This is a genomic window from Streptomyces syringium, assembly GCF_017876625.1.
GTDB classification, from domain to species: Bacteria; Actinomycetota; Actinomycetes; order Streptomycetales; family Streptomycetaceae; genus Streptomyces; species Streptomyces syringius.
Window position 1 is genome coordinate 4634338 of the sequence record NZ_JAGIOH010000001.1, and the last position, 21013, is coordinate 4655350.

Here is a 21013-nt window from a genome sequence, read left to right on the forward strand (position 1 = left end):
GGCGCCCCGCGGGTTCTTTCCCGGGTCCGGTCAGGGACGACCCTGATACCCCTGCGGGCACGGGCATGTGACGATCGGAGCATGACCAGCGCATCGACGACGCCGCCCCGTGCCGGGGGCGCCTACGCGCCGCCCGACCCCGACGTCCGTCCGCTGCGCAAGCTGTACCGCAGCGCCGAGGGGCGGATGCTGGGCGGCGTGGCCCGGGGGCTCGCGGGCCATCTGGGCATGCCGGTGTCGTGGGTGCGGGTCGCGTTCGGCGCGCTGTTCATGGTGCAGGGCATGGGGGCCGTGCTCTACGCGGTGTTCTGGTTCGTCGTGCCGCTCGGTGTCGGCGGGGTCGAGGCACCGCGCGCGGCGACCGCCACCGAGGCCCTCCCGGACGGGCGCAGACGGCGCTTCGCCCGTAAGCCCGACCGTGGCCAGGTCTTCGCGCTCATCGCCGTCATCATCGGCGTCGCGATCTTCGTCGACACCCTTCAGCTCGGCCGTGCCAACGCCTACATCTGGCCGCTGCTGCTGATCGGCGCGGGGGTCGCCCTCGTCTGGCGGCAGGCCGACAACGCCCGGCGGGCCCACTGGATGGAGGTCAGCCGCCGCAAGCGGGTCCTGCCGCTCGCGCGCGGCGCGGCGGGCGTGCTGCTGGTCGGCGCCGGGGTCACCGGCATGGTCGTCCTCCAGGGCTCGGCCCGGCACCTGGGCACGGTCCTCCAGGCCTCGCTGGCCGTCGTGGTGGGGATCGCGCTGCTGGCGGGCCCCTCGGTCGTCCGGATGACGCAGGACCTCTCGGCGGAACGGACGATGCGCATCCGCGCCCAGGAGCGCGCCGAGGTCGCCGCGCACGTCCACGACTCCGTCCTGCACACCCTCACCCTCATCCAGCGCAACGCCGACGACCCCCGCGAGGTCGCCCGCCTCGCCCGCGCCCAGGAGCGGGAGCTGCGCGCCTGGCTCTACAGGCCCGAGGGGCGCGGCAAGGACGAGTCCGAGGAGCCCACCACCCTGGCCGAGGCCGTGAAGGCCACGGCCGCCGAGGTCGAGGACTACCACGGGGTGCCGATCGAGGTCGTCGTCGTCGGCGACTGCCCGCTGGACGAGCGGCTGGCCGCGCAGCAGCAGGCCGCCCGGGAAGCCATGGTCAACGCCGCCAAGTACGGTGGCGAGGGCGGCGCCGTCCAGGTCTATGCCGAGGTCGAGGGGCGTACGGTCTTCATCTCCGTACGGGACCGGGGGCCCGGCTTCGATCCGGACGCCGTTCCCGAGGACCGGATGGGCGTCCGCGAGTCGATCATCGGCAGGATGCAGCGCAACGGCGGTACGGCGAGACTGCGTTCCGCGCCCGACGGGGGAACCGAAGTGGAGCTGGAAATGGAGAGGGCGGAGAAGGCGTCATGACGACCGAAGAAGTGACGGAGCGCCATGCGAGGGTCGTGCTCGTGGACGACCACCGGATGTTCCGCACCGGGGTGCAGGCCGAGATCGGGGCCACCGAGCGGACGGGTGTCGAGGTCGTGGGCGAGGCCGCCGACGTCGACCAGGCGGTGACGGTCATCACGGCGACCCGCCCCGAGGTCGTCCTGCTGGACGTCCATCTGCCCGGCGGCGGCGGGGTGGAGGTGCTGCGCCGCAGCGCGGCGATGATGGCCGACCCCGAGTCGCCGGTCCGCTTCCTGGCCCTGTCGGTCTCCGACGCCGCCGAGGACGTCATCGGTGTCATCCGCGGCGGCGCCCGTGGTTACGTCACCAAGACCATCACCGGCACGGACCTGGTCGACGCGATCTTCCGGGTCAAGGACGGCGACGCCGTCTTCTCGCCCCGGCTGGCCGGCTTCGTGCTGGACGCGTTCGCGTCCACGGACGCCCCGCCGGTCGACGAGGACCTCGACCGGCTGACGCAGCGCGAGCGCGAGGTGCTGCGGCTGATCGCCCGCGGGTACGCCTACAAGGAGATCGCCAAGCAGCTCTTCATCTCGGTCAAGACGGTCGAGTCGCACGTCTCGGCGGTGCTGCGCAAGCTCCAGCTGTCCAACCGCCACGAGCTGACCCGGTGGGCCACGGCCCGCAGGCTGGTCTGACGGGCCGGTCCCGGGACCGGCGGAACCTTCGCGCCGCGCATGGCATCTTGAACGGACGAGAGGCTCTCACTTGCGCAGGGCCGGGGCCCGCCGGGCCCGCGATCCGGAAACGAGAGCCCGATGAGTCTGACGGGTACGCCCTTCTTCCTGACCACGATCGTCCTGGTCGTGGTGGCCCTGGTGCTGCCGCTCGCACTGTGGAGCAGGATCGGCGGCCCGAAGGTCGTACGCCTGGTCACCCGGTTGTTCATGATCCTCTTCGCGCAGGTGACCGCGATCGTCATGGTCTTCGTGATCGTCAACAACTCCAACGCGCTCTTCGACAACTGGGACGACCTGCTCGGCACCGGCGACCACGTGACCGAGGCGGCCGACCTCGGACCGGACGGCACCGGCGGCAAGTCGCTGGACCGTGAGCCGAAGGTGTTGCAGAAGTTCACACCCGCCTCGGACGGGCGGATGGGGCCCGGGGTCCAACAGACGCAGCTCAAGGGCCGGATATCGGGCGTGGAGGGCGAGGTCTACGTCTGGCTGCCGCCGCAGTACGACGACCCGGCGTACAAGGACAAGAAGTTCCCGGTGGTCGAGGTGCTGCCCGGCTTCCCCGGGTCGGCGAAGGCGTGGTTCGGCAGCCTGAACGTCAATACCCAGCTCAAGCCGATGATGGCGAAGGGCGAGGTCGCCCCCTTCATCATCGTCGCGCCGCGCACCACGCTCCTGGGGAACGTCGACACGGGCTGCGCCAACATCCCCGGCAAGGTCAACGCCGACACCTGGCTGAGCGTCGACGTCCGCAAGATGGTCGTCGACAACTTCCGGGCGGAGGAGAAGGCCGACGGCTGGGCCGTCGCCGGCTACTCGGCCGGTGCGCACTGCGCGGCGAAGCTGGCCGTCGCGCACCCCGACCGCTACCGGGCGGGGGTGAGCCTGTCGGGCTACAACGACCCGATCGGCGAGCCCGCCTCGCTCACCGCGAAGACCCCGGAGCTGCGCGAGGCGAACAATCCCTGGAAGATGCTCCAGCGTGCCAAGACCCCGCCGCGCGTCGCGCTCTTCCTCTCCGGCGCGGAGGGCGACGGCTACCAGGGCGGGCTGGCGATCAAGCAGTCGGCGAAGGCGCCGACGACCGTTCACGTCTCGATGATCCCCGCCGGCGCGGGCGGGCACGGCACGGCGGTGTGGAAGCGGCAGGTCCCGGACGTCTTCCGCTGGCTCACCCGGCAGATCCGGCTGCCGTAGCCCGTCAGACCGGCCTGGCCGCGCCCGCGAACGGCATCTGGTCGACGGGGGCGATGCGCACCGGCGCCCCGGGGTGCGGGGCGTGGATCATCTTCCCGCCGCCGATGTACAGGCCGACGTGGCTGACGCCCGAATAGAAGAAGACCAGGTCGCCGGGGGCCAGCTGGGACCGTCCGATCCGCCGCCCGGCATTGATCTGCGTATACGTCGTGCGCGGCAGCGACACTCCCGCCGACCGCCAGGCCGCCTGCGTCAGCCCCGAGCAGTCGAATCCGGACGGGCCGGTCGCCCCCCATACGTACGGCTTGCCGAGCGCGGAGTACGCGAAGGCCACGGCCCGCGCGGCGCGCTCCGTGGGGGCCTGCGCGCCGCCGCGGGGGGCCGACCGGCCCGCCCGTTCCCCCAGGGGCGCCGTGCTCGCGGCGGTGCCCCGCTCGGCTCCGCCCGCCGAGGAGCCGCCCGCCGGGGCGCCGGCCGCTTCGCCGCCGCCGTGGAACGCCGCGCGCTCCTCGGCCGTGAGCCGGTCCAGGAGCCGCCGGGCGTCGTCGAGCTTCGCCTCGACGGTCCGCTTGTGCCGGGACAGCGCGGCCTGTTCGTCCTTGAGCTCGGCGAGCCGGGCCGCCGCGGTGGTGCGTACCCGCTCCACGCCCCGCAGCTCGCTCCGCACCCGGGTGAGCGCGACGGCCTGGAGGCTGCCCGCGCGGTCGGCCAGCGACGCCCGTTCCAGATACCGGTCCGGCGAGGAGGACAGCAGGAGTCGCACGGCGGGCGGGAGGCCGCCCTCGCGGTACTGGGCGGTGGCGAAGGACCCCAGGGCGTTGCGGGCGGCGGTGAGCCGCTCGGTCCTGCGGGCCGCCTCGTCCTGCAGCCCGTCCAGTGCCGACCGGGCCCGGTCGGCCTTCTCCCGCACGCCGTTGTACCGCTCGGTGGCCACCTCGGCCTCCCGGTAGTACTGGCCGACCCGCGCCTTGACCTGGTCCTTGGTGGGTGGTGGCGTGGCGTTGCCGGTGCCGTCGAGTGCGGTCGCGGTGGCGACGCCCGCGAGGGCGAGGGTGGCTGCCGTCCGGGCGGTGTTCCCGGCCAGCGGATGCTGCTTGGGCTTGCGGTGCGACGCCACGTCGGTCGTCACTTCCTTCCGGAGCCTGCGGTGCGCTGTTCCGGACGACGGTGGCCCGCGCGAGGGGGGAGAGTGAGCGGACCACCGCCGTCTGGAGGAGGACGCTAAACCGCGGGGTCACGTGGATACGGGCTTGACCGGTAATGCCCGGAATCAGCTATTCAGCGACCGCCGGTGACCGTGCGGCTCGGGCTCGTACGGAAGGAAGCGGCCAGCGTGTGACCGATGTGGCGATAGCGCCCTACCTGGCTGCACTCGGGTGCTATGGCCGCAGCTAGGGTCGGACACCATGGACGTACTGATTCACGCCTTCGTCGGCCTGCACATCATCGGCATCGCCGCCCTGCTCGGTGGCTTCATGACCCAGATGAAGGCCATGGGCAAGGGCGAGGCGCGCATGGTTCCGGCGATGCTGCACGGCGCGCTGACCATGCTGGTCACCGGTGTCGCGCTGGTCGGCCTCAACCAGGCCGACGACAACACCGTCAACACCGTCAAGATCGGCGTGAAGCTGGCGCTGCTGATCGTGATCCTCGGCCTGGTCTACGTCAAGCGCGACGACGAGAAGGTCCCGGCGGCCGCCTTCGGCACCGTGGGCGCGCTGACCACGGCGAACGTCTTCGTCGCCGTGCTGTGGACGTAGGGACGGACGTAGGGACGGACCTAGGGACGGACCTAGCGACGCGGTCTTGGGCACGGGCGCGGGCGCGTGGTGCCGGGCCCCGGACGCGGCGGACGTAGACGTACGTCACAGCCCCGGGGGCGCCCGGCTCGGCGGAAGCGGGACCGGCTGTCAGTGGGGCGGCCTAGACTCGGGAGGCGATGAGCAGCCTCTTTGACGACAGCTTCCTGGCGGATCTCGGCCCCTCGGGCGAGGAGCACCCACCGCCCCCGGAGGAAGCGGCCCCGGAGCCGGTGCCGCACGACCTCTTCGGGGGCGCGTTCGACGCCCCCGTACCCCGTGACGCGTACTACCGCGACGGGGCGGCCCGGCCTGTCGTGGACCCGGTCGCCCTGCTGGAGGGGATGAACGACCAGCAGCGTGCCGCCGTGGTGCACACCGGCTCGCCGCTGCTGATCGTCGCGGGTGCCGGGTCCGGCAAGACCCGGGTGCTCACGCACCGCATCGCTCATCTGCTGGGCTCCCGCCACGTCCACCCGGGGCAGATCCTCGCGATCACCTTCACCAACAAGGCCGCGGGCGAGATGAAGGAGCGCGTCGAGGAGCTCGTGGGCCCGCGGGCCAACGCCATGTGGGTCATGACCTTCCACAGCGCGTGCGTGCGGATCCTGCGCCGGGAGAGCAAGAAGCTGGGCTTCACGTCCTCCTTCTCGATCTACGACGCGGCCGACTCGAAGCGCCTCATGGCGCTCGTCTGCCGCGATCTGGACCTCGACCCGAAGAAGTTCCCGCCGAAGTCGTTCAGCGCCAAGATCTCGAACCTGAAGAACGAGCTGATCGACGAGGAGGACTTCGCCGCGCAGGCCGCGGACGGTTTTGAGAAGACGCTCGCCGAGGCGTACGCGATGTACCAGTCGCGGCTCCGCGAGGCCAACGCCCTCGACTTCGACGACATCATCATGACCACCGTCCACCTCCTCCAGGCGTTCCCGGACGTGGCCGACCACTACCGCCGCCGCTTCCGGCACGTGCTGGTCGACGAGTACCAGGACACCAACCACGCGCAGTACACCCTGGTGCGCGAGCTGGTGGGCACCGCGGAGAACGCCCCCGAGGAGGGCGTCGCCGAGCTGTGCGTCGTGGGTGACGCGGACCAGTCGATCTACGCCTTCCGCGGCGCCACGATCCGCAACATCCTCCAGTTCGAGGAGGACTACGCGGACGCCACCACGATCCTGCTGGAGCAGAACTACCGTTCCACGCAGACGATCCTCTCCGCGGCGAACGCGGTGATCGAGCGGAACCAGAACCGCCGCCCGAAGAACCTGTGGACCGAGGCCGGCGCCGGCGCCGGCATCACCGGCTACGTGGCCGACACCGAGCACGACGAGGCGCAGTTCGTCGCCGACGAGATCGACCGGCTGACCGACGCCGGGGACGCCAAGGCCGGGGACGTCGCCGTCTTCTACCGGACCAACGCCCAGTCCCGTGTCTTCGAAGAGATCTTCATCCGCGTCGGCCTGCCCTACAAGGTCGTCGGCGGTGTGCGCTTCTACGAGCGCAAGGAGGTCCGCGATGTGCTGGCCTACCTGCGGGTGCTCGCCAACCCCGAGGACACCGTGCCGCTGCGCCGCATCCTCAATGTGCCCAAGCGGGGCATCGGGGACCGCGCCGAGGCCATGATCGACGCGCTGTCGCTGCGCGAGAAGATCAGCTTCGCGCAGGCGCTGCGGCGGGTGGACGAGGCGTACGGCATGGCCGCCCGCTCGTCCAACGCGGTCAAGCGCTTCAACGTCCTGATGGAGGAGCTGCGCACGATCGTCGAGTCCGGGGCCGGTCCCGCGACCGTGCTGGAGGCGGTCCTGGAGCGCACGGGCTATCTCGCCGAGCTCCAGGCGTCCACCGACCCGCAGGACGAGACCCGCATCGAGAACCTCCAGGAGCTGGCCGCCGTGGCCCTGGAGTTCGAGCAGGAGCGGTCCGTCGAGGGCGCCGAGAGCCCGGGCACGCTGGCGGAGTTCCTGGAGAAGGTCGCGCTGGTCGCCGACTCGGACCAGATCCCCGACGAGGACACCGAGGGCACCGGCGTCATCACGCTGATGACGCTGCACACGGCGAAGGGCCTGGAGTTCCCCTGCGTCTTCCTCACCGGCATGGAGGACGGCGTCTTCCCGCACATGCGGGCCCTCGGCCAGACCAAGGAGCTGGAGGAGGAGCGGCGGCTGGCCTACGTCGGCATCACGCGGGCGCGCGAGCGGCTGTATCTGACGCGGGCGAGCATGCGCAGCGCGTGGGGCCAGCCCGCGTACAACCCGCCGTCGCGCTTCCTGGAGGAGATCCCGGAGCAGTACGTGCAGTGGCGCCGCACCGGCCCGGCGACACCGTCGGCGTCGATGGGCGCGGTCTCCGGTCTGACGTCCGGGTTCTCGTCCTCGCGCGGTGGCGGTGGTGCGAAGGCGGGCCCGAGCGGTTTCGCGACGCGGCGCACCAAGGACCGGCCGGTGGTGGCCCTCACCATCGGGGACCGGGTCACGCACGACTCGTTCGGGCTCGGCACGGTCGTCGGTGTGAAGGGCAGCGGTGACAACGCCGAGGCGACGGTCGATTTCGGCGAGGAGAAGCCGAAGCGGCTCCTGCTGCGCTATGCACCGGTCGAGAAGCTCTAGCCACGGACTCCGGGCCCGGAGGGGCACACGATGACGGGGCCCGTACGTGCGTACGGGCCCCTTGATCGATCGACGGAATCGGTCGGCCGGCCGGGCGTGTCGGTTACGCCGGACGGGTTGTCGCGGCTATGTCGGGTCGAGGCCCTGGCCGCGCAGCCACGGCAGCGGGTCGACGGCGTGGCCGCCCGGCCGTACCTCGAAGTGCAGGTGCGGCCCGGTGGAGTTGCCGGAGCTGCCGGAGTAGGCGATGACGTCCCCGGCCTTGACCGGGCCGGACCGCAGCTTGGTGCTGCTCAGGTGGCAGTACCAGGTCTCGACGCCCTCGGGTGAGGTCACTATGGCCATGTTTCCGTAGGCCACGTTGTACTGCGTGCGGACGGTGCCGTCGGTGGCGGCCATGACGGGGGTGCCGTAGCCGACGGGGAAGTCGATGCCGGTGTGCGTCGACATCCAGTTGATGCCCGCCTGGCCGTAGTAGGCGCTGAGCCCGTGCTGGGCCACGGGCAGTGCGAACTTCGGGCGCTCGGCCTCCTTGCGGGCCGCCTCCGCCGCCTTGCGCTTGCGCTCTTCCTCCTGGCGGGCCTTGAGGTCGATGCGCTCCTGGGTGCGGCTTGCGCGGCTGGCGAAGTCGTCGGCGCCCTTGCTGAGGCTCGCGAGCTGGGTGTCCAGCTTGTTGTTGGCCATGGCGGGCTTGATGGCCGAGGGGTCCGGGGCGGTGGCCGCCTGGGTCTGCTTGGTGTCGCTCTGTCCGCCGGTGGAGACGGAGGCGGCGGCGATACCCGCGACGCCCATGACGGCGACCGAGGGCACGGCGACGGTCAGCAGCGCCTTGCGGCGCGGTCGGTAACCGGCCTTGGCGGGCGCGCCCTTGCGGCGGCTGCGGCCCTGGCCGCTCCGCGTCTCCTCGGGTGCGTCCTCGGGCCGGTCGTCCCGGCGCGGCGGTGCGGTCACCGCTTCCATGGTCCGGGTCTCGGCGTCGGCGACGACGCGGGGCCCGGGCTCCGTGCCCGCTGGGGTGCCGGAGCCGAAGCCCTCGTCGAACCCGTCGCCGAAGCCCGTGTCGTAGCCGCTGTCGGCGCCCGGCGCGGTCAGGTCCGCGAGACCGAGGTCGGTCATGACGGTCGCGTCGTGCGGGGTCTCGTGCGGCTGTTGCTGCGGGGCCTCGTGGCCGTGATCGAGGCCGGCTCCGTGCGTTGCGTCAGGGTTCGTGTAGGCGCTGGTGTCCCACGTCTGCGTCTGACCGCTCATGTCCCATTGGCCGGAGGCGTCCCAGCCCTGGAACTGCCCGGACGTGTCCCACGTCTGGGTCTGGGGGTGCTCCTGGCCCGGAAACGCCGACTGGGGCTGGAACTGGTCCTGTGTGTGCCCGGCCGTGTCCCACTGACCCGAGGTGTCGTACGAGCTGCCCGCACCCCAGGCGTTCGCGTCCCACTGGCCGGTCGTGGTGGTGTCCCACTGCCCGGTCTGCTGCGCGGTGCCGCTGAAGTCCCAGGTCTGGGTCTGGCCGGTGACCCCCCACTGACTGGTGGTGTCCCATTGGCCTGTGGTGTCCCACTGCCCGGTGTCATAGCCGCCATAGGGGGCATAACCCTGCTGGGTGCCCTGCTGCTCATACGCCGGGTAATGCCCGTAAGGCTCGGGAGTGGGAACGGTCGGGGTTGGGCCCGCCGACGGGTGACGGTCGTTCACCACCACTTCCATTTCGCCTCGGCAGCAGGTGAATTAGCGGCGACTGTACCCGGCGGTACGGGACGGCGACAATCTTCGTCACGTTTCGATCCCTCGGGGTCCGGGCATTTGGCCGCCTTTCGGTGGACTGAACCCCGAGTAATAGGTTTGACGTTCGATATATGTTCGAAATGATGGGCCGATTGTGCGAGGAAACTGCCGGTCGGCCGGGTGATCCGGGTCAGGGGGTCAGGCGACCGAGGACGTTCCCGTGGCGTCGGCCACCGCTTCCTCGGCGGCCAGCGCCTGCCGGATGCCGGCCGCGATCGCCCAGTGGACCGGCAGCGCGAGATGCCCGACGCCGCTCACCCGGACATTGCGCGCCGACAGGTCCGGATGATCGATTCGCGCCGTCTCCACCGGGACCATGATTTGGTCCAGGTCGCTCCAGAAGGCGATGAAATGCGTACCGCAATCGGGGGCGGGCCGGGACAACTCCGCGATGACCTCCGAATCGGGCCGCATCTGCCGCACGAGCGGGTGTGCGGACATCAGAGGCGCCACGGTCGTGCCGCGGTGCGGAGTGCCGAGCGTGACGAGGGTGCGGACCCGGGTGTCCCCGCCGAGCCGCTGGACGTAGTAGCGGGCGATCAGACCGCCGAGGCTGTGCCCCACGATGTCGATCCGCTCCTGGTCGGTGCGCCCGCAGATCTCCTCGATGTGCCCCCCGAGCACCGTGGCCGCCGTGCGGAGGTCGCCGGTCAGGGGCGAGTAGTTGAGGGAGGAGACCTGCGACCAGCCGTGCCGCCGCAGCGAACGGCGCAGCAGGACGAAGACCGAGCGGTTGTCGATGAAGCCGTGCAGAAGGAGCACGGGTGGGTGGTGCGGCTCGGCCGGTGCGGTCGCTGGTGACGGTGCGGTTGTCGGTGGGGGTGCCGGTGAGGGTGGTGCGGGGGGTGGGGGCGCGGGCGGTACGGGCAGGGGAGGCGGGCGGCGCTCCTGCGTCAGGCCGGTCGGATAGAGCAGCAGATGACCCGCGAGGATCAGCAGCTCCCACACCGTGGACCGCACCAGCGCCGCCGAAGGGCGAACGAGGGTGGGGAAGAAAAAGGGCAGGGCCCCCATGGCCGACCTCCTGAACTGCGCACAGCAGGCGGCTCCGTCCCCCGTGTGCACTCCTGGCGGCTGCGCGGCGCCGCTCGTCGCACCGCCCGCCGTGCGGCCGGGCGGGGCGGATACCACTGCGACCGCACCGCGGCTACCGTCGCGACCACCGCGCCCGGCGGTCCCGGCGACCCGTGCGGCCGGACGGCCCACCGGACGCGGAGACGCGGGCGCGGTGCGTAGCGAACGTGTCGAACTGTCGAACGTGATGTCCCACGTGTGATTTCCCCCTCGCTCTCCTCCGTGAAACGGCGGGTTGCGGGATGCTGGCGATAACGTTCGTTCACTTCCCCGGCCTCCGGGCCCGGGACCTCGGCCGGTGACGGCAGTCGTAGATGGAGGCAGTGATGGGAGTGACCGGTCCGATCCGCGTAGTGGTGGCCAAGCCGGGGCTCGACGGCCACGATCGCGGCGCCAAGGTCATCGCGCGTGCGCTGCGCGACGCCGGCATGGAGGTCATCTACACCGGGCTGCACCAGACGCCCGAGCAGATCGTCGACACCGCGATCCAGGAGGACGCCGACGCGATCGGCCTGTCCATCCTCTCCGGCGCGCACAACACGCTGTTCGCGAAGGTGATCGAGCTGCTGCGGGAGCGTGAAGCGGAGGACATCAAGGTCTTCGGCGGCGGCATCATTCCGGAGGCGGACATCGCTCCGCTCAAGGCACAGGGGGTCGCGGAGATCTTCACCCCCGGCGCGACCACGACGTCGATCGTCGAGTGGGTCAACGCGAACGTCCGCCAGCCGGTCTGATCATCCGGACCGTTCGGCTTTGACGGGTGCCCGGCCCCGCGCGGCGGGGGCGGGCGCTCAAGCCCGCTACCCCGCGAGCTCCGCCCGCATCGTGGCGCGCAGTCGCAGCGTGCCGACGAGGCGTTGGAAGGCCTCGGCCCAGTAGCCGACGGCGCCGGGGGCGCCCGTGCCGTCCTCGGGGTCGTCGGGGAGGGCGGTGAGGACCTCCAGACGGTCGGCCTCGGCCGGGTCGAGGCAGCGCTCGGCCAGGCCCATCACGCCGCTGAAGCTCCAGGGGTAGCTGCCCGCGTCCCGGGCGATGTCGAGGGCGTCGACGACCGCCCTTCCCAGTGGCTCCGCCCATGGCACCGCGCAGACCCCGAGCAGCCGGAACGCCTCCGACAGCCCGTGGGTGGCGATGAACTCCGCCACCCACTCCGCCCGTTCCGCCGGGGGCAGCGCGGACAGCAGCTTCGCGGGGTCCCGCCACGAGGAGCCCTCGGGGGCGGGCGGTGACGTCGCCGGGCCGAGCAGCGCCCGCGACCATTCCCCGTCCCGCTGCCGGACCGCCGCCCGGCACCACGCGGCGTGCAGGTCCGGCTGCCAGCCGTCGGCGACGGGCAGCGCCACGGCCTCGGCCGCGCCGGTGACCCCGAACCGCTCGCACCACGTGTCCAGCGGTGTCGCCTCCACCAGCTGGCTCAGCCACCACGACCGCTCGCCCCGCCCCGACGGCGGTTTGGCGACGATGCCGTCCCGCTGCATACCGCCGTCGCACTCGTGCGGAGCCTCGACGGCGATGCGCGGCGCGTCGGCCCCCGTGCGGTCGAGGCCGACGCAGGAGCGGGCCCGCTCGGCCATCCGTGCCGCGAGCGCGGAGCCGGGGAGGGCGGACAGCAGCTCGGCGGCGGTGGCCCGCACATTGCGGCTGCGGTCGGACAGGGCCTGTTCGAGGAAGGGTTCGTCGGCGAGGGACAGTTCCTCGCGCAGGGAGTCCAGGAACATCAACCGGTCCTCGGCCCGCTCCCTCGGCCATGTCGTGGCGAGCAGCTCCCGTGCACCGGCCGGATCGTGGCGCCGTACGGACGACAGGAGGGCGACCCGCTCGGAGAACAGCCCCTCCTGCCAGACCCGTTGCACCGCCCCCACGTCGGAGGGGCGGGTGCCGGGTGCGGGCGCCGGGCCGCCGCGCAGCGCGTACTTCCACTGCGGGTTGAGCCGGGCCAGCCACAGCGCGCGGGGCCCGGCGAGCACGAGCGCCTGCGGGCGCAGGTCCGAGCGGGCCCGGGCCGCGTCGAGCAGGGCGGGCAGCAGCGCGGCGGGCGCCCGGTACCCGTGGCCGTTGGCGGCGGCCAGCCACTGCGGCAGCAACTCCAGGAGGTCGGGCGCGGAGCCCCGCCGCCCGGCACCGCCGCCGGGTCCGGCCCGGTCGGCGAGCAGCAGCTCCAGGCGCCGCCGGGCGGCGGGCGGCAGCGACGGCCGTGGGTCCTCGGGCGCGGCCTCGGGGAGCTCCCTGGCGGCGACCGGCAACAGCCCGGCGCGCCGCTGCACCGTACGCAGCGCGGCGGCGTCCAGCAGCGCCGCGGCGGCGTCCTGGCCGGGGCGCGGCCGGGTGGGCGGAGTGCGCCGCTCGGTGCCGAGCAGGGCCGCGGTGACGAGCTCGTCCCAGGTGCTGATCATGAGCTTGCCCTTCCTGTGGAATGTCGCCTGGAATGTCGCCGACCGCCGGGTGGTCCGGTCGGGTGGGGCGTCGTCAGAGCGCGACCGGCTCCGGTGCCCAGGTGGTCAGGGGGGTGAAGCCCCGGTGGCCGCATTCGCCGAAGACCGTCACCGGGGAGCCGCCGGATATCGCAGCGAGCCGCCACAGGCCCATGCGGTCACCGCACCGGGGGTCGACGGGCAGCGCCGATCCGCCGTGCGCGTCGGCCAACTGCCAGCCCTGCTCGGGGCCCGGAACCGGGGTCACGGCCGAGACGATCGCGGGCCATGCCTCCAGCCACGGATCGTCCCGCAGGGCCTCGCCGTAGGCGCGGAGGGCCGCCGCGGCGTCGCCGCCCGCCGGCGCCTCCGGACTGGGCGCGGGCGCCGCATGGCGGGTGCCCAGCACGGCACGCAAGGGCCGCGCGGCCGGGTAGTAGGCGATGTCCGCGTCCAGAGCGAGCCCGGTGGGCAGGGACAGCTCGGGTGCCCGTCCGCCCGCCCCGTAGGACAGGAGCAGGGCCGTCCGGCCCGTGGACCGGCCGTGGAGCCAGATCTTCCGGGTGATCAACCGGCCGTCGTCGCTGTCCTGTTGCGCCAGAACGAGCCAGAGATCGCGGACAGGGGCGGCGGAGGCCAGCAGGGCCGCCGCGTCCGAGGTGATGCCGACCCGGGTGCGCACCGTCGCGGCCAGCGCCTCGGGCAGCCGGTCGAGGTGCAGATACCCCTGATTGAGGGTGTGCAGCAAGGCGCACTCCTCCAGCAACCGCGCCGCCCGGTCGGCACCGGAACCGGTCACGGACGCCAACTCCCGTACCCGCGCGGCCAGCCCCGGGGCCTGCGCGTCGACCATGCGGGCCGCCGTCTCCTCCCACGGCCCGTACGAGCCGCCGTCAGCGGCGGCGAGGCCGCCCCGCAGCAGGTCGGTGAGCCGCTGCTCCAACTCCGTGGCCCCCGCGGCGATCCGCTGCGCGCGGCGCTCCGAGCGGCGGCGGGCCGCCTCGGTGTCCACGGCCGCCGGGCCGTCGGCCGGTGTCGGTGGCTCGGCGGCACGCTCCGCGCGCTGCCGCCGCCGCTCCAGCCACTCCCCGGCCCAGGCGGGCGGCTCGGCGCCCGAGGCGGGGACGGCGTCCTCGCCCTCCGTCCACAGCAACAGCAGGCCCAACGCGTGCTTGCACGGGAACTTCCGGCTCGGGCACGAGCAGTGGAAGCCGGGCCCCCCGCCGTGCCCGGACAGATCCACGACCGTCCGGTACGGCTTGCTCCCACTGCCCGCGCACTCCCCCCAGACCGCGCCCGCGTCCCCTGTCGTGCGCGCCCCCGCGGCCGACCACGGGCCGGGCGCCGCGAGCTTGGCGCCTGCCTTGCGTGATGCGGCGTCAGGAGCCAGCGCGAGCACCTGTTCCGCCGTCCAGCGTTCCCCCTGCGGATTCATGTCGACGACGCTAGGCCCACCCACTGACAATCGCTCTGACCAGCGGATTCCCGCTGCCGAGGCCGATTGTCAGTGGGTGGGTGCAAGGTGGTTCACGTATCCCGGAGCCGCACGACGAGGGGGACTTGTGACCGTGCCCGGAATTGAGACCGAAGCCCTGCGACCGCACGCGGAGGACGCCTTCGCCGAGGAGCTGAGGGCCCTGGCGGCGGCCGACGACCGGCCCCGGCCCGAGCGTTGGCGGATGTCGCCGTGGGCCGTCGCCACGTATCTGCTCGGCGGCACATTGCCCGACGGCACCGTCATCACACCGAAGTACGTCGGCCCGCGCCGCATCGTCGAAGTCGCCGTCACCACGCTCGCCACCGACCGGGCGCTGCTCCTGCTCGGCGTGCCCGGCACCGCCAAGACCTGGGTGTCCGAGCACCTGGCCGCCGCCGTCAGCGGCGACTCCACCCTCCTCGTCCAAGGCACGGCGGGCACACCGGAGGAGGCGATCCGCTACGGGTGGAACTACGCCCGGCTCCTCGCCCACGGCCCCAGCCGGGACGCGCTCGTGCCCAGCCCCGTCATGCGCGCCATGGCCGAGGGCAGGACGGCGCGCGTCGAGGAGCTGACCCGGATCCCGGCCGACGTGCAGGACACGCTCATCACCATCCTGTCCGAGAAGACCCTGCCGATCCCCGAGCTGGGCCAGGAGGTGCAGGCCGTGCGCGGATTCAATCTGATCGCCACGGCCAACGACCGGGACCGCGGCGTCAACGAACTCTCCAGCGCGCTGCGCCGCCGCTTCAACACCGTCGTTCTGCCCCTGCCCGCCACCGCCGATGCCGAGGTCGACATCGTCGCCCGCCGCGTCGACCAGATCGGCCGGTCGCTGGACCTGCCCGCCGGCCCCGAGGGGCTCGACGAGATCCGGCGCGTCGTCACCGTCTTCCGCGAGCTGCGCGACGGCGTCACCACCGACGGGCGTACGAAGCTCAAGTCGCCCTCGGGCACGCTCTCCACCGCCGAGGTGATCTCCGTCGTGACCGGTGGCCTGGCGCTCGCCGTGCACTTCGGCGACGGCGTGCTGCGCGCGGGCGACGTGGCGGCCGGGATCCTCGGCGCGGTCGTCCGCGACCCGGCGGCGGACCGGCTCGTCTGGCAGGAGTACCTGGAGGCGGTCGTCCGCGAGCGGGACGGCTGGAAGGACTTCTACCGCGCGTGCCGCGAGGTCTCCGTATGAGCGGGACCGCCCCGGCGCTGCTGGGCGTGCGCCATCACGGCCCGGGCTCCGCGCGGGCCGTGATGGCGGCGCTCGAGCAGTGCGCGCCGAGCGCGGTGCTCATCGAGGGGCCGCCCGAGGCGGACGCGATCGTGCACCTGGCGGCCGATGCCGGAATGCGCCCGCCCGTCGCGCTCCTCGCCCACGCCACGGACGACCCCGGACGGGCCGCGTTCTGGCCGTTCGCCGACTTCTCCCCGGAGTGGGTGGCCATCCGGTGGGCCCTGGCCCATGACGTGCCGGTCCGCTTCATCGACCTGCCCGCCGCGCATTCGCTCGCGCTGAACCGTGCGGGCCGGGGCGGCCCTTCGCCGGTGCCCGCCGACGACGCCCCGGGCTCCCCGGACCGGCCCCCCGGCCCCTGCCCGGCACCCCGCCTCGATCCGCTGGCCGCACTCGCGGCGGCCGCCGGATACGACGACGCGGAGCTGTGGTGGGAGGACGCCGTCGAGCACCGCCGCACCGGGGGCCCGACAGGCGGCGACGCGCTCGCGCCCTTCCAGGCCGTCGCCGAGGCCATGGGCGAGCTGCGCGCCACCTTCGGCGACAGCGACAGCGGATGTGACGGCGGATGCGACGGCGACGGCGGCAGTGGCTGCGACGGCGGGTGCGGAGGTGGCAGCGACGCCGCGCGCGAGGCGCACATGCGGCTCAAGCTGCGCGAAGCCCGACGCGAGTTCGGGGACGGGATCGCCGTCGTCTGCGGGGCCTGGCACGTGCCGGCCCTCACCGAGAAGCGGACCGTCACGGCCGACCGGCAGGCCCTCAAGGGGCTGCCGAAGGTCAAGGCGCAGCTCAGCTGGGTGCCGTGGACCAACCATCGGCTCTCCCGCCACAGCGGATACGGGGCGGGCATCGCCTCACCGGGTTGGTACGGCCATCTCTTCCGCGCCCCGGACCGGCCCGTCGAGCGGTGGATGACCACCGTCGCCCGGCTGCTGCGCGAGGAGGACCACCCCGTCTCCTCGGCGCACGTCATCGAGGCCGTCCGGCTCGCCGGCACCCTCGCCGCCATGCGGGGCCGCCCCCTGGCCGGACTCACCGAGACCACCGACGCGGTCCGCGCGGTGATGTGCGACGGCTCCGACGTGCCGCTCGCGCTCGTCCGGGACCGGCTCGTCGTCGGCGACGTGCTCGGCGAGGTCCCCGAATCGGCGCCGGCCACCCCCCTCCAGCGCGATTTCTCCCGCCTCCAGCGCACCTTGCGCCTCAAACCCGAGGGCCAGGAGCGGGACTGGGAGCTCGATCTGCGCAAGGACACCGACGCCGCGCGCAGCCGGCTGCTGCACAGGCTGCGGCTGCTCGGCATCGACTGGGGCGAACCGGTGCGTTCGCGCGGCGGGCTGGGCACCTTCCGGGAGACATGGCGGCTCCGCTGGGAGCCGGAGCTGTCCGTCCGGCTCGCCGAGGCGGGTGTGTGGGGCACGACCGTGATCGGCGCGGCCACGGCCAAGGCCGAGTCCGAGGCCGTCGGGTCCTCGGCCCTCGCCGAGGTCACCACCCTCGCCGAGCGCTGCCTGCTGGCCGACCTGCCCGACGCCCTCCCCGTCGTGATGCGCGTTCTCGCCGACCGCGCCGCCCTCGACGCCGACGTGGCGCACCTGGCGCAGGCCCTGCCCGCGCTGGTCCGCTCCGTGCGCTACGGCGATGTCCGCCGTACCGGCACCGCCGCCCTCGGCGATGTGGCCACGGGCCTCGCGGAGCGCGTCTTCGTCGGCCTCCCGGCGGCCTGCGCCGGGCTCGACACGGACGCGGCGGAGGAGATGCGGGGGCATCTGGACGCTGTGCACCGATCCGTGGCCCTTCTGGCGGAAACGGAAACGGAAACGGAAACGGAAACGGAAACGGAAACGGCCCCGGCCGCCCCCACCGACGAGCAGGCCCCTACCGACGAGCCCGGCCCCACCGACGACCCCATCGCCCCGAACGGCCCCACCGGGCCCGACCCCTCCGGGCTACGGGGGCGCTGGGCCGGTGTGCTCGGGGTGCTCGCCGAGCGGGAGGGGCTGCCCGGGGTGATCCGGGGGCGGGCCGCGCGGCTCCTGCTGGACGACGGGCGGCTCGCCGAGGACCGGGCGGCCAGGCTCATGGGCCTCGCCCTGTCGGTCGGCACCGAGCCGGCGGAGGCGGCGGCCTGGATCGAGGGATTCGTCGGCAGCGGCGGTTCCGGCGGCATGCTGCTGATCCATGACGAGCGCCTGCTCGCCCTCGTCGACGACTGGCTCGTCCGGGTGCCGGCCGAGGCGTTCACGGACGTCCTGCCCCTGCTGCGCCGCACCTTCTCCGCGTACGACGCGAGTGTGCGCCGCACGCTGGGTGAGCTCGTCCGCAGGGGCGGCGCGGCCGACGGCACGGCGGCCCGGGGTGCGCGTGGCGCCCCCGGCTTCGGCCCGGACCTCGACCCCGAGCGGGCGGCGGCCGTGCTGCCGACGATGCGTCTGCTGCTGGGGCTGGAGACAGGAGGGGACACGGGCGCCGTGACGGGCAGGGACATCGACGCGTTGACGCCCGCCATGGCGCGGGCAGGGGGAGCTGGGCAATGACGACCGCGACAACGGCGACAACGGCGACAGCAGCGACGACGGCGACACCGGCGAACGGGACGGCCGGGGTGCCCGGCGCGAGCCACGCGGCCCAGGAGAGCCAGAGCACGGACCCCGCCGCCGAGCGCTTGCGGCGATGGCGGCTCGTGCTCGGCGGGGAGGGCGGCGGTGACGGCACCGGGTGCGCGCTCGGGGGCACCGACGCCGCCATGGACCGCACCTTGGAGGCCCTCTACGGCTCGGGTCCCGGCTCCGGACCCGGCTCCGGCCAGGGCGCGGGCGGGGGCCCCGGCGGCGGCCGGCGCGCGGCCGGGCTCGGCGGGTCGGCACCGCAGATCGCACGGTGGCTGGGGGACATCCGGACGTATTTCCCGACGTCCGTCGTTCAGGTGATGCAGCGGGACGCCATCGACCGGCTGGGTTTGTCCGCCCTGCTGCTGGAGCCGGAGATGCTTGAAGCCGTCGAGGCGGACGTCCACCTGGTGGGGACGCTCCTGTCCCTCAACAAGGTGATGCCCGAGACCACGAAGGAAACGGCGCGGGCCGTCGTCCGCAAGGTCGTCGAGGACCTGGAGAAGCGCCTCACGGCCCGCACCCGGGCCACGCTGGCCGGCGCCCTCGACCGCTCGGCGCGCATCAGCCGCCCCCGCCACCGGGACATCGACTGGGACCGCACCATCCGGGCCAACCTCAAGAACTATCTGCCCGAGTACGGCACCGTCGTGCCGGAGCGCCTGGTCGGCTACGGCCGGGCGGCGCAGTCGGTGAAGAAGGAGGTGATCCTCTGTATCGACCAGTCCGGGTCGATGGCCGCCTCCGTCGTCTACGCCTCGGTCTTCGGCGCCGTCCTCGCCTCGATGCGGTCCCTCGACACCCGTCTGGTCGTCTTCGACACCGCTGTCGTGGACCTCACCGACCAGCTGTCCGATCCCGTGGACGTGCTGTTCGGCACCCAGCTCGGCGGTGGCACGGACATCAACCGTGCGCTCGCCTACTGCCAGTCGCGGATCACCCGGCCGGCCGAGACCGTCGTCGTCCTCATCAGTGATCTCTACGAGGGCGGCATCCGGAACGAGATGCTCAAGCGGGTCGCGGCCATGAAGGCGTCGGGCGTCCGGTTCGTCACGCTGCTCGCGCTGTCCGACGAGGGCGCCCCCGCCTATGACCGTGATCACGCGGCGGCGCTGGCCGCCCTCGGGGCGCCCGCCTTCGCCTGTACGCCCGATCTCTTCCCGGAGGTCATGGCGGCGGCCCTGGAGAAGAGGCCCCTGCCCGTGCCCGAATCCTTTGCCCCGCACGGCGGATCGGGGGCGGCGGGCTGACGAGGACGCGCGGTGTCGGCGGGCGGTACGCGGCCCCGCCGGGCGGACCCCTGTATACCCATATGAGTACGGGCGCTGTCGCGATCTGTGAGCGTAATCACGGCCCGAGTGTGACCTGCGATTTAGGGACCTCCCTCCCTCGGGGATAACCTGCGAGACGGACATGCCGCGTCAACGGTGAACGTGTGCCGCCCTCGTCAAAGATCGCGTCCTCACGCTGCCTGCGGCACGCCCGCGCAGACAACGAACCGCGATATCCATGGAAAAGGGACTGACGCGCGTGGACCTGTTCGAGTACCAGGCGAGGGACCTCTTCGCCAAGCACGGTGTACCGGTGCTGGCCGGTGAAGTCATCGACACGCCTGAGGCGGCGCGCGAGGCCACCGAGAAGCTGGGCGGCCGTTCGGTCGTCAAGGCGCAGGTGAAGGTCGGCGGCCGCGGCAAGGCCGGCGGCGTGAAGCTGGCTGCCACCCCGGACGAGGCCGTCGCTCGCGCGACGGACATCCTCGGCATGGACATCAAGGGCCACACGGTCCACAAGGTGATGATCGCCGAGACCGCTCCCGAGATCCTCGAGGAGTACTACGTCTCGTACCTCCTCGACCGCACCAACCGCACCTTCCTGGCCATGGCCTCGGTGCAGGGCGGCATGGACATCGAGGAGGTCGCGGAGAAGACCCCCGAGGCCCTCGCGAAGGTCCCGGTCGACTCCAACACCGGTGTCACCATCGAGAAGGCCCGCGAGATCGTCGCCCAGGCGAAGTTCCCGGCCGAGGTTGCCGAGAAGGTCGCCGAGGTCATGGTGACCCTGTGGAAGACCTTCGTCGCCGAGGACGCGCTCCTCGTCGAGGTCAACCCGCTGGCCAAGGTCGCCAACGGCGACATCCTGGCCCTCGACGGCAAGGTCTCGCTCGACGAGAACGCCGACTTCCGCCAGCCGGAGCACGAGGCGCTCGAGGACAAGGCCGCGGCCAACCCCCTCGAGGCGGCCGCCAAGGCCAAGGGCCTGAACTACGTCAAGCTCGACGGCCAGGTCGGCATCATCGGCAACGGCGCGGGTCTCGTCATGAGCACCCTCGACGTCGTCGCGTACGCCGGTGAGAAGCACGACAACGTCAAGCCCGCCAACTTCCTCGACATCGGTGGCGGCGCCTCCGCCGAGGTGATGGCGAACGGCCTGGAGATCATCCTCGGCGACCCGGACGTCAAGTCCGTCTTCGTCAACGTCTTCGGTGGCATCACCGCGTGCGACGAGGTCGCCAAGGGCATCGTCCAGGCGCTGGAGCTGCTCAAGGCCAAGGGCGAGGCCGTCACCAAGCCGCTGGTCGTGCGCCTCGACGGCAACAACGCGGAGCTGGGTCGCAAGATCCTTTCCGACGCCAACCACCCGCTGGTGCAGCGCGTGGACACCATGGACGGCGCGGCCGACAAGGCCGCCGAGCTGGCTGCGGCTAAGTAAAGGA

General features: G+C 72.7%; 15 protein-coding genes. 10 read left to right on the top strand and 5 right to left on the bottom strand.

The annotated features are described in order from the left end of the window. The first annotated feature begins 81 nt into the window (after positions 1-81). The 3 genes from JO379_RS20720 to JO379_RS20730 all read left to right on the top strand — a co-directional run bounded on the left by JO379_RS20720 (position 82) and on the right by JO379_RS20730 (position 3314). Entirely contained in the window at positions 82-1395 is a 1314-nt protein-coding gene (locus JO379_RS20720; RefSeq protein WP_207303960.1) for an ATP-binding protein, read from the top strand. Then, entirely contained in the window at positions 1392-2075 is a 684-nt protein-coding gene (locus tag JO379_RS20725; RefSeq protein ID WP_130879458.1) for a LuxR C-terminal-related transcriptional regulator, read from the top strand. Before JO379_RS20720 ends, JO379_RS20725 begins: the two co-directional genes overlap by 4 nt. Before the next feature lie 120 nt (positions 2076-2195). After that, positions 2196-3314 carry an alpha/beta hydrolase gene (locus JO379_RS20730; RefSeq protein WP_130879459.1) on the top strand — a complete coding sequence of 373 codons (1119 nt, stop codon included), beginning with the start codon at positions 2196-2198 and terminating at the stop codon, positions 3312-3314. A gap of 4 nt (positions 3315-3318) precedes the next feature. On the opposite strand, the gene JO379_RS20735 is transcribed toward JO379_RS20730, so the two are convergent. Continuing rightward, positions 3319-4443 (bottom strand): C40 family peptidase, encoded by a 1125-nt coding sequence (locus JO379_RS20735; RefSeq protein WP_242626210.1) that lies wholly within the window; start codon positions 4441-4443, stop codon positions 3319-3321. Between the two features lie 277 nt (positions 4444-4720). Here JO379_RS20735 and JO379_RS20740 point away from each other — a divergent pair, with 277 nt between their 5' ends. Continuing rightward, on the top strand, positions 4721-5074 hold the full coding sequence (locus JO379_RS20740) for a hypothetical protein (RefSeq protein ID WP_130879460.1): 354 nt from the start codon (positions 4721-4723) through the stop codon (positions 5072-5074). 179 nt (positions 5075-5253) lie between these two features. After that, entirely contained in the window at positions 5254-7719 is a 2466-nt protein-coding gene (gene pcrA / locus JO379_RS20745; protein ID WP_130879461.1) for a DNA helicase PcrA, read from the top strand. Between the two features lie 126 nt (positions 7720-7845). On the opposite strand, the gene JO379_RS20750 is transcribed toward pcrA, so the two are convergent. After that, positions 7846-9408 carry a M23 family metallopeptidase gene (locus JO379_RS20750; RefSeq protein ID WP_307842084.1) on the bottom strand — a complete coding sequence of 521 codons (1563 nt, stop codon included), beginning with the start codon at positions 9406-9408 and terminating at the stop codon, positions 7846-7848. A 228-nt stretch (positions 9409-9636) separates the two neighbouring features. Next, the gene (locus tag JO379_RS20755; RefSeq protein WP_130879463.1) at positions 9637-10512 is read right to left on the bottom strand and encodes an esterase/lipase family protein; all 876 of its coding nucleotides are present in this window, start codon (positions 10510-10512) and stop codon (positions 9637-9639) included. A gap of 386 nt (positions 10513-10898) precedes the next feature. Between JO379_RS20755 and icmB the strand changes: the two genes are divergently transcribed. Continuing rightward, positions 10899-11306, top strand: coding sequence for a coenzyme B12-dependent isobutyryl CoA mutase small subunit (icmB, locus tag JO379_RS20760; RefSeq protein ID WP_130879464.1), 408 nt, complete (start codon positions 10899-10901; stop codon positions 11304-11306). A gap of 66 nt (positions 11307-11372) precedes the next feature. Here icmB and JO379_RS20765 read toward each other — a convergent pair whose 3' ends face one another. Further along, the gene (locus tag JO379_RS20765; protein ID WP_209516325.1) at positions 11373-12965 is read right to left on the bottom strand and encodes a DUF5691 domain-containing protein; all 1593 of its coding nucleotides are present in this window, start codon (positions 12963-12965) and stop codon (positions 11373-11375) included. Between the two features lie 73 nt (positions 12966-13038). Beyond that, on the bottom strand, positions 13039-14418 hold the full coding sequence (locus tag JO379_RS20770; RefSeq protein WP_209516328.1) for an SWIM zinc finger family protein: 1380 nt from the start codon (positions 14416-14418) through the stop codon (positions 13039-13041). A gap of 133 nt (positions 14419-14551) precedes the next feature. On the opposite strand from JO379_RS20770, the gene JO379_RS20775 reads away from it, so the two are divergent. From JO379_RS20775 to sucC, 4 genes are all read left to right on the top strand, one after another. After that, positions 14552-15646, top strand: coding sequence for an ATP-binding protein (locus tag JO379_RS20775; RefSeq protein WP_372449099.1), 1095 nt, complete (start codon positions 14552-14554; stop codon positions 15644-15646). Then, a complete protein-coding gene (locus tag JO379_RS20780; protein ID WP_245381505.1) occupies positions 15643-18228 on the top strand; it encodes a DUF5682 family protein in 2586 nt (861 codons plus the stop codon). The genes JO379_RS20775 and JO379_RS20780 overlap by 4 nt, the downstream gene beginning before the upstream one ends. Next, complete coding sequence (locus tag JO379_RS20785) at positions 18225-19550, top strand: VWA domain-containing protein (RefSeq protein ID WP_209516331.1); 1326 nt, start codon at positions 18225-18227, stop codon at positions 19548-19550. Before JO379_RS20780 ends, JO379_RS20785 begins: the two co-directional genes overlap by 4 nt. 280 nt (positions 19551-19830) lie before the next feature. Beyond that, a complete protein-coding gene (gene sucC, locus JO379_RS20790) occupies positions 19831-21009 on the top strand; it encodes an ADP-forming succinate--CoA ligase subunit beta (protein WP_130880256.1) in 1179 nt (392 codons plus the stop codon). The last annotated feature ends 4 nt before the right edge of the window (positions 21010-21013 follow it).

Coding starts and splice junctions, on each gene's coding strand:
- JO379_RS20765 (WP_209516325.1), bottom strand. CDS start 12,965: ATGATCAGCACCTGGGACGAGCTCGTCACCGCGGCCCTGCTCGGCACC.
- JO379_RS20725 (WP_130879458.1), top strand. CDS start 1,392: ATGACGACCGAAGAAGTGACGGAGCGCCATGCGAGGGTCGTGCTCGTG.
- JO379_RS20785 (WP_209516331.1), top strand. CDS start 18,225: ATGACGACCGCGACAACGGCGACAACGGCGACAGCAGCGACGACGGCG.
- pcrA (WP_130879461.1), top strand. CDS start 5,254: ATGAGCAGCCTCTTTGACGACAGCTTCCTGGCGGATCTCGGCCCCTCG.
- icmB (WP_130879464.1), top strand. CDS start 10,899: ATGGGAGTGACCGGTCCGATCCGCGTAGTGGTGGCCAAGCCGGGGCTC.
- JO379_RS20730 (WP_130879459.1), top strand. CDS start 2,196: ATGAGTCTGACGGGTACGCCCTTCTTCCTGACCACGATCGTCCTGGTC.
- JO379_RS20780 (WP_245381505.1), top strand. CDS start 15,643: ATGAGCGGGACCGCCCCGGCGCTGCTGGGCGTGCGCCATCACGGCCCG.
- JO379_RS20740 (WP_130879460.1), top strand. CDS start 4,721: ATGGACGTACTGATTCACGCCTTCGTCGGCCTGCACATCATCGGCATC.
- JO379_RS20755 (WP_130879463.1), bottom strand. CDS start 10,512: ATGGGGGCCCTGCCCTTTTTCTTCCCCACCCTCGTTCGCCCTTCGGCG.
- JO379_RS20720 (WP_207303960.1), top strand. CDS start 82: ATGACCAGCGCATCGACGACGCCGCCCCGTGCCGGGGGCGCCTACGCG.
- JO379_RS20770 (WP_209516328.1), bottom strand. CDS start 14,418: ATGAATCCGCAGGGGGAACGCTGGACGGCGGAACAGGTGCTCGCGCTG.